This is a genomic window from Halomonas sp. THAF5a, assembly GCF_009363755.1.
Lineage (GTDB): Bacteria > Pseudomonadota > Gammaproteobacteria > Pseudomonadales > Halomonadaceae > Halomonas.
In genome coordinates this window covers 1,033,411-1,047,202 of record NZ_CP045417.1, presented here as the reverse complement: position 1 = coordinate 1,047,202, position 13,792 = coordinate 1,033,411, and the positions used below count along the sequence as shown (strand labels likewise).

The 13,792-nt window shown below is 69.7% G+C and carries 11 protein-coding genes; 5 read left to right on the top strand and 6 right to left on the bottom strand.

The window, feature by feature from the left end:
• The first annotated feature begins 344 nt into the window (after positions 1–344).
• Both FIU83_RS04695 and FIU83_RS04690 read left to right on the top strand, forming a co-directional pair.
• Positions 345–1,943, top strand: a complete 1,599-nt coding sequence (locus tag FIU83_RS04695; protein WP_152482992.1) for an isocitrate lyase — start codon at positions 345–347, stop codon at positions 1,941–1,943.
• Positions 1,944–2,216: 273 nt separating this feature from the next.
• Positions 2,217–2,684: a glycine zipper 2TM domain-containing protein gene (locus tag FIU83_RS04690; protein WP_152482991.1), complete on the top strand. Its 468-nt coding sequence runs from the start codon at positions 2,217–2,219 to the stop codon at positions 2,682–2,684.
• A 143-nt stretch (positions 2,685–2,827) separates the two neighbouring features.
• On the opposite strand, the gene FIU83_RS04685 is transcribed toward FIU83_RS04690, so the two are convergent.
• Complete coding sequence (locus FIU83_RS04685; protein WP_152482990.1) at positions 2,828–3,106, bottom strand: hypothetical protein; 279 nt, start codon at positions 3,104–3,106, stop codon at positions 2,828–2,830.
• Between the two features lie 234 nt (positions 3,107–3,340).
• Here FIU83_RS04685 and FIU83_RS04680 point away from each other — a divergent pair, with 234 nt between their 5' ends.
• The gene (locus FIU83_RS04680; protein WP_152482989.1) at positions 3,341–3,823 is read left to right on the top strand and encodes a peptidylprolyl isomerase; all 483 of its coding nucleotides are present in this window, start codon (positions 3,341–3,343) and stop codon (positions 3,821–3,823) included.
• A gap of 117 nt (positions 3,824–3,940) precedes the next feature.
• Here the strand turns inward: FIU83_RS04680 and FIU83_RS04675 are convergent, their stop codons facing one another.
• Both FIU83_RS04675 and FIU83_RS04670 read right to left on the bottom strand, forming a co-directional pair.
• Entirely contained in the window at positions 3,941–4,585 is a 645-nt protein-coding gene (locus FIU83_RS04675) for a CDP-alcohol phosphatidyltransferase family protein (RefSeq protein WP_152482988.1), read from the bottom strand.
• A complete protein-coding gene (locus FIU83_RS04670; RefSeq protein ID WP_253939538.1) occupies positions 4,585–6,834 on the bottom strand; it encodes an FAD-dependent oxidoreductase in 2,250 nt (749 codons plus the stop codon). The genes FIU83_RS04675 and FIU83_RS04670 overlap by 1 nt, the downstream gene beginning before the upstream one ends.
• A 198-nt stretch (positions 6,835–7,032) precedes the next feature.
• Here FIU83_RS04670 and msrA point away from each other — a divergent pair, with 198 nt between their 5' ends.
• Positions 7,033–7,665: a peptide-methionine (S)-S-oxide reductase MsrA gene (msrA, locus tag FIU83_RS04665; protein ID WP_152482987.1), complete on the top strand. Its 633-nt coding sequence runs from the start codon at positions 7,033–7,035 to the stop codon at positions 7,663–7,665.
• On the opposite strand, the gene FIU83_RS04660 is transcribed toward msrA, so the two are convergent.
• From FIU83_RS04660 to FIU83_RS04650, 3 genes are all read right to left on the bottom strand, one after another.
• Positions 7,587–8,846 (bottom strand): MFS transporter, encoded by a 1,260-nt coding sequence (locus FIU83_RS04660; RefSeq protein ID WP_152482986.1) that lies wholly within the window; start codon positions 8,844–8,846, stop codon positions 7,587–7,589. The genes msrA and FIU83_RS04660 overlap by 79 nt on opposite strands.
• A gap of 9 nt (positions 8,847–8,855) precedes the next feature.
• Positions 8,856–9,434 (bottom strand): C40 family peptidase, encoded by a 579-nt coding sequence (locus tag FIU83_RS04655; protein WP_253939537.1) that lies wholly within the window; start codon positions 9,432–9,434, stop codon positions 8,856–8,858.
• Between the two features lie 231 nt (positions 9,435–9,665).
• The gene (locus FIU83_RS04650) at positions 9,666–12,128 is read right to left on the bottom strand and encodes a DUF1266 domain-containing protein (protein ID WP_152482984.1); all 2,463 of its coding nucleotides are present in this window, start codon (positions 12,126–12,128) and stop codon (positions 9,666–9,668) included.
• A gap of 203 nt (positions 12,129–12,331) precedes the next feature.
• Between FIU83_RS04650 and FIU83_RS04645 the strand changes: the two genes are divergently transcribed.
• The gene (locus FIU83_RS04645) at positions 12,332–13,777 is read left to right on the top strand and encodes an NAD-dependent succinate-semialdehyde dehydrogenase (protein ID WP_152482983.1); all 1,446 of its coding nucleotides are present in this window, start codon (positions 12,332–12,334) and stop codon (positions 13,775–13,777) included.
• Positions 13,778–13,792 lie beyond the last annotated feature (15 nt).

Sequence of the window (13,792 nt, the reverse complement as noted above, 5' to 3'; positions counted from 1 at the left end):
TGCCGCCTGTCTGTAGTCGAGCTACAACCCCTTCTGCCCCCAAGGGGGAATGGTGAAAGCCCGTCATGCGGGGCCATAGTAAACGCCATGGCGAGGGAGGCAGTGTGTCGACCCGCCGCTTCGGCGGCAGGCCCGACCATCCCTTCAGCCCTCGCCAGGGTTCGACCAAAGCCGTAGAGACAAGCGCGCGGCCCTGATAGAACCTGAAGACACTTCGCAGGTGCAGCATAAGGATTTACCGATCCTAACGGCTCGGCCGAATGATGCAGCAGGCGACCTTGGCGACCCGCAGCAGAGCACCGCTGCGATCGCGAGCTTCCAATCCGACCTGAAAGGATGGCCCCATGACGACATTCAAAGACGAACTCAAGGCACTGGCTCAACTGCGCGAAGCCCAGAAGGGCAAGTGGGACAACGTCAATCCTGAGCACGCCGCCCGCATGCGGGTACAGAACCGCTTTCAGACCGGCCTCGATATCGCCCGCTACACCGCGAAGATCATGCGCGAGGACATGGCCGCCTACGACGCCGACAGCTCCCAGTACACCCAGTCCCTGGGCTGCTGGCACGGCTTCATCGGTCAGCAGAAGCTGATCTCCATCAAGAAGCACTTCAACACCACCAAGCGCTCCTACCTCTACCTCTCCGGCTGGATGGTTGCCGCGCTGCGCTCCGAGTTCGGCCCGCTGCCCGACCAGTCCATGCACGAGAAGACCAGCGTGCCGTCGCTGATCGAGGAGCTCTACACCTTCCTGCGCCAGGCCGACACCTGGGAACTGAACCACCTGTTCCGCGACCTGGAAGAGGCCCAGAAGGCCGGCGACGAGAAGAAGGCCGAGGAGCTGATCGCCAAGATCGACAACCATGAGACCCATGTGGTGCCGATCATCGCCGACATCGACGCCGGTTTCGGCAACGCCGAGGCGACCTACCTGCTGGCCAAGAAGATGATCGAGGCGGGTGCCTGCTGCATCCAGCTCGAGAACCAGGTCTCCGACGAGAAGCAGTGCGGTCACCAGGACGGCAAGGTCACCGTGCCCCACGAGGACTTCATCGCCAAGATCAACGCCGTGCGTTACGCCTTCCTGGAGCTCGGCGTCGAAGACGGCGTGATCGTCGCCCGTACCGACTCCCTGGGTGCCGGCCTGACCCAGAAGATCGCCGTGACCAACGAGCCGGGCGATCTGGGCGACCAGTACAACAGCTACCTGGACGGCGACGAGATCGCCAGCGCCTCCGACATCGATAACGGCGACGTGGTGATCAAGCAGAACGGCAAGCTGGTCAAGGTCAAGCGCCTGGCCTCCGGCCTCTACCAGTTCAAGCCGGGCACCGGCGAGGACCGCGTGGTGCTGGACTGCATCACCAGCCTGCAGAACGGTGCCGACCTCTTGTGGATCGAGACCGAGAAGCCCCACGTCGGCCAGATCAAGGGCATGGTCGACCGCATCCGCGAGGTCTGCCCCGAGGCCAAGCTGGTCTACAACAACTCGCCGTCCTTCAACTGGACCCTGAACTTCCGCCAGCAGGTGTTCGACGCCTGGGAGCAGGAAGGCAAGGACGTCTCCGCCTACGATCGCGCCGACCTGATGAACGCCAAGTACGACGAGACCGAGCTCGGCCAGCTGGCCGACGAGTGGACACGCAACTTCCAGCGCGACGGTGCCCGCGAGGCCGGTATCTTCCACCACCTCATCACCCTGCCGACCTACCACACCGCGGCCCTGTCCACCGACAACCTGGCCAAGGGCTACTTCGGCGACCAGGGCATGCTGGCCTACGTGGCAGGCGTGCAGCGCAAGGAGATCCGCGAGGGCATCGCGACCGTCAAGCACCAGGACATGGCCGGCTCCAACATCGGCGATGACCACAAGGAGTTCTTCCACGGCGAGGCGGCACTGAAGGCCGGCGGCAAGGACAACACCATGAACCAGTTCGGCTGAGCCGACGGGGCCGGTCGCCCGGGATACTCCCGGGCCGATCGCCCCCTCGCCACCGACCTCGGGGAGGCCATCACGGCCTCCCCTTTTTGCATGCGAACCGTTTTCCGCCGATGGTTGTCATAGGGCTGACCGCCCCCGGCGCGACACGCTTCCCACCGCGGCCGACACGCTGGCCAAGCCCCCTCGAGATGGGTAGACTCGTTAGCGAACACTGTCCACTAACCTTCGGTCCGCATGGCCGAGTAGCCCCACGGACATCAAGGAGATCTCCTCATGAAGCGCCTTCTTCCCGTCCTCGCCCTGGGCGCCCTGACGCTGGCCGGCTGTGCCAACACCTCGCCCTACTCCGGCAACGTCTACAGCGGCAACCAGGCCAAGGCGGCCCAGTCCGTCACCTTCGGCACCATCACCGCCCTGCGTCGGGTGCAGATCCAGGCCGACAGCCGGGCCGGCGGGCTGATCGGCACCGGCGGCGGTGCGGTGATCGGTGGCCTGCTGGGCAACCAGGTCGGCGGCGGCTCGGGCCGCACCCTCGCCACGGCGGCCGGGGTGATCGCCGGCAGCCTGGCCGGCTCCCGGATCGAGGAGTCCAGCAACCTGATCCCCGCCTGGGAGATCGAGATCCGCCAGGACAACGGCCAGAACGTGGTCGTCGTCCAGAAGGCCGACCAGGCCCTCCAGGTGGGCCAACGCGTGCGCATCATCGGCAGCGGCACCAGCGCCAGCGTCGCGCCCTACTGAGCACGAGGCGCTCGCCCCCTCTCGGCTTCCGGAACGGGGGCAAGCCCAACATGAAGAAGGCCCGCGGATCGCTCCGCGGGCCTTTTTCGATGCCTCGAGGCGGGAGGCGTGTCGGCGCGAGCGCCGCACTCCCCCCGGCCGGCTCAGTGCTGGACCTTGTTCATGGCCCAGCAAGCCAGCTTGGTGCCGACCAGCGCCAGCACGCCGATGACGATCAGGGTGAGCAGCAGGTCGACCGGCTGCACCACGGCCGTCGCGACCAGCACCGCCAGCGCCGGGCACCAGACCCAGCGGTCGTCCTCGCTGCGCAGCACGGCGGGCAGCAGCCCATCGAGTCCGCGGTTGATCGAGGCGTCCCAGCGTTTCAGCAACAGCGTCAGGACGACGGCGAAGGCGATCAGCCAGATCAGGATCGGGGTCATGGCATTCTCCAGGAAAGGGGCGAACGAAAAGGGGCAGAAACCGTGGTCTGCAAGGGTATCCCCGCCCGATAGACCACGCAACAGTCCGAAAGTCCCCCGGCGGATCGGCCGCGTGCCTGGGTGAATGCCGCTCAGGCTCGCCGGACGCATCCTGAATTTCCTCGATGCCCCTGACAGCCCCTTGATCGGCGCGTTACCATGGCTGGCCACATGCACTCACCGAAAGGTTCATCCATGCAGATTGCGCAGAATTCCGTTGTCGCGTTTCACTACACCCTGACCAACGACGCAGGTGAAGTGCTGGACAGCTCGGAAGGCCGTGAGCCGCTGACCTACCTCCACGGCGCCGGCAACATCATTCCGGGCCTCGAGAAGCAGCTGGAAGGCCGCGTGGCAGGCGACAAGCTCCAGGCTCAGGTAGCTCCGGAAGAGGGCTACGGCGAGGTCCAGCCCCAGCTGGTGCAGGAAGTGCCGCGCGATGCCTTCCAGGGCGTCGAGAGCGTCGAGCCGGGCATGCAGTTCCAGGCTCAGACCCAGGGCGGCCCGCTGATGGTCACCGTGACCCAGGTCGAGGGCGACACCGTCACCGTCGACGGCAACCACCCGCTCGCCGGCCAGTCCCTGAACTTCGATGTCGAGATCGCCGAGGTTCGCGAGGCCAGCGAGGAAGAGGTCGAGCACGGCCACGTTCACGGTGAAGGCGGTCACGAACACTGATCGCGACACCGCATCATGCCTCGCACCCGACGTGCGGCCCGGCATGAAGCAACGCGAAGGGGCAGCCATGGGCTGCCCCTTCGTCGTTTCGGGCCCTAGGCCACCGGGGTCACGACCTCAGCGGTCGCCCTCCTCCCGCGCCTCCGCCTCGAAGGTCAGGAGGGTGCGGTGACCGCCCCATAGCCGAGTGGCGGTGGTCAGCAGGCAGGCCGCGGCGAACAGCATGGCGAGCAGCGCGAAGTGCTCGGGGAAGAGGCAGAACACCACGAAGGCGAGCACGGTCTCGGTGCCCTCGGTCAGACCGTGCAGATAGTAGAAGGCCTTCTGCTGGAAGCGCGGCCGCTCCAGGCCATGACGGGTCGCCATGATGGCGAAGGCCAGGAAGGAGGTGCCGGTGCCGATGAAGGCGAACAGCAGCAGGGCCGCCGCCAGGGCATTAGCGGCCGGGTCGGCCAGGGCAAAGCCGAGTACCACCGCGCCGTAGAAGACGAAGTCCAGGCCGATATCGAGAAAGCCCCCGGCGTCGCTGGCCCGGCCCAGGTGCCGGGCCAGCGCCCCGTCGAGACCGTCACCCACCCGGTTGAGCAGGATCGCGACCAGGGCCGGCAGGTACGCCTCCACGGCCAGCAGCGGCAGCGCCAGCATGCCGACCAGGAAGGCCGCCACCGTCACCTGGTCGGGGCGCACCCGCCATCTCGCGAGGCCCTGCGCCAGACGGGTCAGCGGCGCCTGGGTGAGGGGCATGGTCCAGCGATCGAACATTAGCGCCCCCCCTTCCCGGTGGCGTGCTCGGTCGAGGGCGTGACCGCGTCATCGACGACGGGCCCTGAGGCCGCGCCCCCCGCCTGGCCGCGTCGCCAGGCGAAGTAGCGCGCAAGCCAGCCCAGCACGCGCTCCGGCTTGTGGGCGTTCTTCCATACGCCCGCCGTGGCCTTCACCGCCTCGCTGTGGGTCGGGTAGGGATGGATGGTGCCCAGCAGCTTGTTGAGGCCGATGCCATGGGTCATCGCCAGGGTGAACTCGGCCAGCATCTCCCCCGCCCCCGGACCGACGATGGTCGCGCCCAGCAGGCGATCGCGACCGGGTACGGTCAGCACCTTGACGAAGCCGCGGGTCTGGCCCTCGGCGATGGCCCGGTCCAGCTCGCTCAGCGGGTAGTGGGTCACCTCGACCGCCACGCCCTGCTGCTCGGCCTCGCGCTCGTTGAGGCCGACCCTCGCCACTTCCGGATCGGTGAAGGTCACCGCCGGCAGGGCCCGGTAGCTCACGCGGAAGCGCTTGAACTCGCCGAACAGCGCATTGACCGTGGCGTGCCAGGCCTGGTGGGCGCTGGCGTGGGTCAGCTGATAGGGACCGGCGACGTCGCCGCAGGCCCAGACATTGGGCAGCACGCTCTGCAGCGCCTCATCCACGGCCAGGGTGCCGTTGGCACGCGTCTCGACCCCCAGCGCCTCGAGGCCCAGCCCCTCGACGTTGGCCTGGCGCCCCACCGCCACCAGCAGGTGGCTGAAGGGCAGCCGCTCGAGGCGCGCCTCGCCGTGGTCGTCCTGATATTCGACCTCCAGCAGGTGCCCGCCGTGATCGTCGGGCAACACCCGCCGCGCCCGGGTGGCGAGGCGCACCGCGACGCCCTCCTCGGCGAGGCGCGCCTCGACCTCATCGGCCACGTCGCGATCCTCCCGAGGCAATAGCTGCTCGCCCATCTCGACGAGCGACACTCGACTGCCCAGCCGGGCGAAGCTCTGCCCCAGTTCGCAGCCGATCGGTCCGCCGCCCAGCACCACCAGCCGCTCGGGGAGCGCCTCGAGCCGCCAGAGGTTGTCCGAGGTCAGCACCTCGATGGCCTCGAGCCCCGGCAGCGGCGGCACCCGGGGACGGGCCCCGCTGGCGATGATCACATGGCGCGTGGTGATGACCCGCTCCGTCTCGCCCTCGCGGATCCGCACCCGCCAGGGGTCGTCGAGGACGGCGTCGCCGGCGATCACCTCCACCCCGAGCCCCTCGTAGCGCTCGCGACTGTCGTGGGGCTCCACCTCGCGGATGGCCCGGTGGACGTGATCCATCACCGCGCGGAAGTCCACCTCGGGCTCGCCGGCGGTGACGCCGTAGCCCGGCGCCTCGCGGATCTCGCGGGTGAGACGGGCGGCGCGAATCAGCGCCTTGGAGGGGACACAGCCGGTATTGAGGCAGTCGCCGCCCAGCCGGTGGCGCTCGACCAGCGCCACCTTCGCCTTCACCGCCGAGGCGATGTAGCTCGCGACCAGCCCCGCCGAGCCGCCACCGATCACCACGATGTCCTGGTCGAAGCGGGCCGGCCGCGCGAAGCGACGAGTCAGCTGGCGTCGCTTGCCGATGGCCACCAGGCCCCGGGCCAGCCAGGGGAAGAGGCCGATCAGCACGAAGGAACCGATCAGGCCCGGCGAGAGGATGCCGGCCAGCGACTCCAGCTGGCCGAGCTCCCGGCCCGCATTCACGTAGACCGCGGTGCCGGGCAGCATGCCCAGCTGGCTGACCCAGTAGAAGGTCGTGAGCCGCATGCGGGTCAGGCCCATCACCAGGTTGATCACGAAGAAGGGAAAGAGCGGGATCAGCCGCAGGGTGAAGAGGTAGAAGGCCCCCTCGCGCTCGATCCCCGCGTTGATGCGCGAAAGCTGGGTCGCGAACCGCCGCTCCAGCGGCTCGCGGGCCAGGGTGCGGGCGATCAGCGCAGCGAGCGTCGCCCCCAGGCTGCTGGCAAACGAGATCAGCAGCAGTCCCCAGCCGAGCCCGAACAGCGCCCCGCCGAGCAGTGTCAACAGGGCCGCCCCCGGCAGCGAGACCGCGGTGATCGCCACATAGATCAGGAAGAAGCCGCCGGCGACGGTCAGGGGATCGTCGGCCAGCCAGGCCTGGAAACGGTCCTGCTCGGCCTGCAGGTGGGAAAGGGTCAGGACCTCATCGGCACCGGTGAGGAAGTAGGCCGCTACCAGCAGGGCGATCACGGCCGCAAGGATCAGGCGTCGTCGAGTCAAGGGAGGCTCCTGGTCGAATAGGGGATGGGGAGACGTCGAGGGTAGTGAAACGCCCAGGCCGAACGGGGCCGGGCGCGATAACGCCGCTCTGTCGTCGCGGGGCGGGGTCCCTTACACCGCCGCCGCCGAACGCGTGGGTACGGAACCCTGGGCCATCGATTGCCTCCAACCTAACACCTCTCACCGACGGAGCCACCCATGAACCTGCCCTACTCTCTTCCCCTGCGGCCGCTGGCGCTGCTGGCCCTGCCGGCCGCCCTCCTGCTGGGGACGCCCTCACCGGCCAACGCCGAATCGGCCAGCGCGGTCTTCGCCGGCGGCTGCTTCTGGTGCGTGGAAGAGGCCTACGACAAGGTCGAGGGCGTGACCGCCACCACCTCGGGCTACACGGGCGGCCACACCGAGAACCCGACCTACCAGCAGGTGGTGGCCGGCGGCACCGGTCATGCCGAGGCGGTCAAGGTCGACTACGATCCCGCGCGGGTCGACTACGAGACCCTGCTCTATGTGTTCTGGCGCAACGTCGACCCCTTCGCCGAGGATCGCCAGTTCTGCGACAAGGGCGCCTCCTACCGCAGCGCCATCTTCCCGATGAACGCCGAGCAGCGCGCCCTGGCCGAAGCCAGCAAGGCGACCGTCGCCGAGCGTTTCGACCGGGAGATCGCCACCGAGATCAGCGACTTCGACGCCTTCTATCCGGCCGAGGAGTACCACCAGAACTACTATGCCGAGAACCGGGTGCGCTACAACTTCTACAAGTCGGCCTGCGGCCGCGTCGACCGGCTCGAGGAGGTCTGGGGCGAGGAGGCCAGCGCCAGCGCGGCGCCCTGAGCCTCGCGGCGCTCGCCACGCCACATCCAGACGGCGAGCGCCAGGGTGCCCCCCAGTACCAGCCACGAGCCCAGCGCCACCCCCAGCCAGCCGGCGCTTTGCCAGAACGGCTCGAGCCACAGGCCACCGAGACTCGCCCCGCCGTAGTAGAACACCAGGTAGAGCGCCGACGCGCTGCCCCGCGCCCGACGGGCGTGGCGCCCCACCCAGCTCGAGGCCATGGAGTGGGCCAGGAAGAAGCCGAAGGCGTTGAGCGAGAGCCCGGCGATGATCCAGGCCAGCGACCCAGCCAGGGTCAGGGCGGTCCCGACCGCGAGCAGCCCGATCCCCAGCATCATGCAGGCCGGCTGCGCCCAGCGCGCGGCCAGGCGTCCCGAGAGCGACGAGCCGAGCGTCCCGCCCAGGTAGGTCAGGAAGATCAGTCCGATGGACGTCGCCCCCAGCCCGAATGGCGCCTCGGCCAGGCGGAAGGTGAGGTAGCTGTACTGGTTGATGAAGATCATGAAGTTGAGCCCACCGAGCAGGTAGGCACCGAACAGCCGCGGCGTCGCGAGGTGCCCGCCCAGGTCGGCCAGGGCGGCGCGCCATGCAAACCGCCGCGGCGTGAAGCCCCGGGGTGGCGGCAGCAGCCTCCAGAACAGCGCCAGCCCGACCAGCGTCACCGCGCCCACCGTCATGAAACTCGCCGCGGCGCCGCCGACCTCGGCCACCGCCCCGCCGATCACCCGCCCGCCGATGCCGCCCAGGGAGTTGGCGCCGATGTAGAGCCCCACCGCCAAGAGCAGCGCCGGACGCTCGAACTCGTCGCCCATCCAGGCGATGGCCACCGCCGGCAGGCCCCCCAGCACGAACCCCTGCAGCGCCCGGAGCGCCAGCAGCACCTCGAAGCTCGGCGCCAGCGCTAGGGCGAGGGAGAGCAGGCCAGACGCCAGCAGGGTCAGGCGCATGATCGCGCCGCGGCCGATGGCATCGGAGAGCGGCCCGAACACCAGCAGCGAGGCGGCCAGGGACAGGGTGGCGGCGGACATCATCAGGCTGATCGCCAGCGTCGACACGCCATAGGCCTCGCGCAGCGCCGGCAGCAGCGGCTGGGGGGCATAGAGGTTGATGAAGACCAGGAAGGAGCCCAGGCAGAGGGCCAGGGTGGTGCGCCACCAGGCGGGGGTGCGCGCCGCGATCATGCCGTCCGCTCAGCCCTCGTCCGGGGCGTCGAGGCGCCGGGCCAGCAGCACCGGCTCCAGGGTGCGGCGCGCCTGCCAGAAATAGCGCTGCCAGTAGCGATTGTCGAGGTCGGAGATCATCACGCCCCGTGAGGTGGAGGCATGGAGGAAGCGCCCCTCGCCCACGTAGATGCCGACGTGACGGTAGGCACCGGGGGGGCGGAAGAACACCAGGTCACCGGGGCGCAGGGCGTCCCGCTCGACCTCGAGGCCCTGGCGCACCTGCTCTCCGGTGGTGCGGGGCAGGTCGAAGCGGAAGGTGTCGCTGAAGATGTTCTGGACCAGCGCCGAGCAGTCGACGCCCCGGGGGCTCTCCCCGCCCAGTCGATAGGGGGTGCCGACCCAGCGCTCGTGCTGGGCGAGCAGGGCGCGACGAATCAGCCGCGGCGGCGGGTGACGCAGGGCACGCGCCTCGAGAATGGGGTTCTCGACCGGCGACATGCGCGGGCCGCCGGGCAGGCCCGGCAGATCCCGGGCGAAGTAGTCGTCCACCGGCGGCGGCTCGGCTGGCCCCGGGGCGGCACAGCCGGCCAGAAACAGGGCAACCACCAGTGTTCCCATACGATACGCGCGAGCGTCCAGCATCCTGCAACGACCTCGTTCCTGGAGCCGCAGTCGCTCCTGCGATGCGGCGCTCGACTCATGCGAAGCGACACGGTACCCGCGCGCCGACGACATCGGGAACACGGCCACGGCTAGCTCATGGCGGCGAGCCGCGGCAGGAGGGGCCCGCCGCGACACGGGCCGACTATAACCAAAGGCGCGGCAAAGGGCGAGCCCTCAGTGGAGGGTACGGTGATCGCCCGGCAGCGTATCGATGTGCAGCGGCGCCCAGTGGCGCGGCCTTGCCCCGGGGAAATCGAGACTCGCCCAGGCGCCCGCCAGCGGGGGGGCCCCGGAGAGCCAGGAGACCAATGCCTGGCGGAAGCCGGCCAGGAAGCTCTCGCGCTCCGGCGTCTCGCCCATGAAGAAGGAGAAACCGGCGTGCAGGCCCCGGGCATACTCCTCCCAGCCCGCATAGTGCTCGCTGGCCAGCGCATGAGCGCGCTCGAGCAGGCCCAGGAAGGCGCCCTGCTCGAGCCAGCCGAGCTGGCGGCCAGCGATGGCCAGATCCACCGCCTGGGCGATGTCCCAGGCCGCCAGGTCGATGTCGTTGCAGCCGTCCTCGTCGTCCCTGACCCGCTTCAGGCGCAGCAGGTGGGCCGCCTCCTCCTCGCTGCACTCGTCGCTCTCGAGAATCGCGATTTCCGAGGCCAGCCGTCCCCGGTTGAGGGTATAGGGGGCATAGTTGATCTGATACTCCTGGCGATCGCCGGCCTCGATCAGGTAGTCGAGAAACTCGTTGAGCTCGGCGGCGCCGTGCAGGGCATAGTGGCCGTCGACCCACTCGCGGATCGCCACGCACTCGCGCTCGCTCTCCGGCTGGGGCAGGCTCCAGGCCGGGCTGTTGAGCGGGCCGACCAGCGCCATGGCCGTGAAATGGGCGAGGGTCGGCCGCGGTCCCGGCTCGCGCCACTCCCCGCCCCGCCAGTCGAGCCAGTGGAAGAGGCTGCCGGGATCCTCCAGGTGCCAGCGGATCTCCGCGGTCATCGGCGGCTGCTCCGGCTCGGGGAGCAGGCTCTCCCACTGGGCCCAGGCCTTGAGCAGGCGGCGGGCGTCGGGGTAGAAGCGGCACAGCGAGCCCTGCAGGGCGCGCGCCAGCGCGTCCAGGCGGCTCGCATCGAAGGCGCCGCTGTCCATGGCCATCTGCAGGTGAAAGGCGAACTTCTCGGCCATGTGGATCGTGGCGGCGTGGCGGCTGGCCGACTTCAGGCCATCGCGGCCGACCAGCGCCTTGGGCAGCGCATGGCCGAAGGGCGTCTCGGCCGGCGGCAGCGCCCCATGGGCGGCGTCCGCGGCCAGCTGGTTGAGGTGGTGGGCCTGCGCCGGCAGCCAGTAGCGGGAGAGCGCCTCGACGCCCTCGTCGGCATGCAGGTCGAGGGTCTCGGCCAGATAGTGCCGCGCCTCCTCGCGCCGCACCGCCGGCAGCTCGGGCAGCGCCCCCTGGCGGGCGGTGAACTCGGGCTCGCGGACCGCCGCCAGCGCCAGCACCCAGTGGCGCGGATCCCGGCGCCAGGCCCGCAGGGCGTCCCTCGAGCCCTCGATCAGCGCGTCGGCGACCAGTCCCTGCAGGGGCGTCTTCCAGGGGCTGACCGGCGACTGCAGCAGCAGCGACCAGTCGGACTCGAGGGCCGGAAGCAGGTTGCGCCCGTCGAACAGGCTGCGGCCGCGCTGATAGGCCCGCGCCAGGGCCGCCCAGTCGCTGTAGCGCCGCAGCAGCAGGTCCGCGCCGTGGTGGGCGAAATCCTGGGCCTCCTGGTCGTCGAGCCAGCCCAGGCAGGCCCCGGCCCAGGCCAGGTCGACCAGCCGCAGCCAATCCCAGGCGGCCCACTCCAGGGGCTCGCCGCGGTCGAGGAAGCCGAGCAGCACCCGGCCGTAGTCGCGCTCGCCACCCTCGAGGGCCTCGCGCCACTGACGGCGCGCCGCGTCATCCGCCTCGAGCAGGCGCGAGGCGTCCAGGTCCCAGCCGTGGCGGTCGCCCTGGGCGGCCAGCCAGAGCAGGCTGCGTACCAGGTCGTCGCGATCGCGGATCTGCCACGCCTCATGCAGCCAGGCCTCGAGGCGGTCCCAGTCGTGGGCGCCGGCCGGCAGCGCGAGCACCGGCGAGAAAGCGGCGCGCAGGCGCCACACCTGATGCTCGGGCGCCGACGGCCACAGTGAGGCCTCCCGGGGGTGGTGGGCGAGCCACTCCTGAAGCATCTCCCAGGTCACCCCGGCGCCGTCGTGTTCGAGGGCCGCCAGCGCCTCGCAGGCCTCATGGAAGCCGTCGTCTCCGCGTGTCCAGCCCTCGGCGCTGCGGGCATGCAGCAGCGACGACAGCCAGGCATCGAGGCTGCCATAGTGCGCGAAGACCTCCTCGGCCAGTCGCTGGGCCCAGCCGCGGGCGCGCGCCTCGCCGAGCCAGCCGGCGCCGCCGGCCAGGGCGATGATCTCCAGGCCGGCCAGCAGGCGAGCCGGATCGGGATGTCCCCCGGTGCCGAGGGTCTCCAGCAGGCACCAGCCCAGCTCCCCTCGGTCGACGACGCCCAGCGCCGTCAGGCGGGCGACCGCCGTCTCGGCGTCCACCGTGAGGGGGTCGGGGGCGAAGGCCCAGTCACACAGCACCAGCTGCTGGGCCCACCAGGCATTAAGGGGATCGACCAAGGCTCACCTCGCCATCATCCGGAACAGGAACATGCAGAGCTGCCTAGCGCAGCAAGTCGGCGGCATAGTGTACCGGAAAGCCGTGCCAGCGCCGATGGCCATCGCCGTGGCGTGGGAGAAAAACGCGCTGGACGCACGCTTGGCGAAATGTTTTAAATAATGCACACTCGTCCAACAAGATGATCAAGACACGAGGAGCCCCGATGACTACCCCCCCTGAACTGCTGATCGACAAGGCCTACGTGGCCGGCCAATGGCGTGACGGCGACCGCCGCTTCGCCGTGACCAACCCCGCCACCGGCGAATGCCTCGCCGAGGTCCCGGATCTCTCCGGCGAGCAGGCCCGCGAGGCCGTGGCCGCCGCCGATGCCGCCCTGCCGGCCTGGCGCAAGCGTCACGCCAAGGAGCGCTCGGCCCTGCTGCGTCGCTGGTTCGACGCCATCATGGCCCACCAGGAACCGCTGGCACGCCTGATGACCCTCGAGCAGGGCAAGCCGCTGGCCGAAGCGATGGGCGAGGTGGCCTATGGCGCCAACTTCATCGAATACTACGCCGAGGAAGCCAAGCGCATGGCCGGCGAGACGCTGCCCAGCCACGGCGCCGACAAGCGGCTGCTGGTGGTGCGCGAGCCGGTCGGCGTGGTGGCCGCCATCACGCCCTGGAACTTCCCGCTGGCCATGATCACCCGCAAGGTCGGCCCCGCCCTGGCCGCCGGCTGCACGGTGGTCATCAAGCCCGCCGAGGCGACCCCGCTGACCGCCCTGGCGCTGGCCAAGCTGGCCGAGGACGTGGGCCTGCCGGCCGGCGTGCTGAACGTGGTCACCACCAGCCAGCCGGCGGTGATCGGCGAGGTGCTGACCACCGACCCGCGGGTGCGCAAGGTCTCCTTCACCGGCTCCACCCCGGTCGGCAAGACGCTGCTCGCGCAGTGCGCCGGCACCGTCAAGAAGGCCTCCATGGAACTCGGCGGCAACGCCCCCTTCATCGTCTTCGACGATGCCGACCTGGATGCCGCCGTGGAGGGCGCCATCGCCTCCAAGTTCCGCAACTCCGGCCAGACCTGCGTCTGCACCAACCGCCTGCTGGTGCAGGACGGGGTCTATGACGCCTTCGTCGAGAAGCTCGCCGCGCGGGTCGCCGAGCTCAAGGTGGGCAACGGCCTCGAGGAGGGGGTCGTGCAGGGGCCGCTGATCAACGACGCGGCCGTGGACAAGGTGAACGCGCACGTGCAGGACGCCCTGGCGCAGGGCGGCCGGCTGGTGTGCGGTGGCGACAGCCACGCCCTGGGGGGCACCTTCTATCAACCCACGGTGATCGCCGATGTGACCCCCGAGATGCGGGTCGCTCGGGAGGAAACCTTCGGCCCCCTGGCCCCGGTGTTCCGCTTCCATGACGATGCCGAGGCCATCGCCATGGCCAATGCCACCGAGTTCGGGCTGGCGGCCTACTTCTATGCCCGCGACTATGCCCGCATCTGGCATGTCATGGAGGCGCTGGAGTATGGCATGGTGGGCGTCAACGAGGGGATCCTCTCTACCGAACTGGCGCCCTTCGGCGGCATCAAGGAATCGGGGCTGGGCCGCGAGGGCTCGCGCCACGGACTGGACGACTACACTGAACTGAAGTACGTCTGCATTGGCGGCCTCTGAGCGCCAGGTGATCCT

Coding starts and splice junctions, on each gene's coding strand:
- FIU83_RS04685 (WP_152482990.1), bottom strand. CDS start 3,106: ATGACCCCGATCCTGATCTGGCTGATCGCCTTCGCCGTCGTCCTGACG.
- FIU83_RS04680 (WP_152482989.1), top strand. CDS start 3,341: ATGCAGATTGCGCAGAATTCCGTTGTCGCGTTTCACTACACCCTGACC.
- msrA (WP_152482987.1), top strand. CDS start 7,033: ATGAACCTGCCCTACTCTCTTCCCCTGCGGCCGCTGGCGCTGCTGGCC.
- FIU83_RS04660 (WP_152482986.1), bottom strand. CDS start 8,846: ATGATCGCGGCGCGCACCCCCGCCTGGTGGCGCACCACCCTGGCCCTC.
- FIU83_RS04695 (WP_152482992.1), top strand. CDS start 345: ATGACGACATTCAAAGACGAACTCAAGGCACTGGCTCAACTGCGCGAA.
- FIU83_RS04675 (WP_152482988.1), bottom strand. CDS start 4,585: ATGTTCGATCGCTGGACCATGCCCCTCACCCAGGCGCCGCTGACCCGT.
- FIU83_RS04690 (WP_152482991.1), top strand. CDS start 2,217: ATGAAGCGCCTTCTTCCCGTCCTCGCCCTGGGCGCCCTGACGCTGGCC.
- FIU83_RS04645 (WP_152482983.1), top strand. CDS start 12,332: ATGACTACCCCCCCTGAACTGCTGATCGACAAGGCCTACGTGGCCGGC.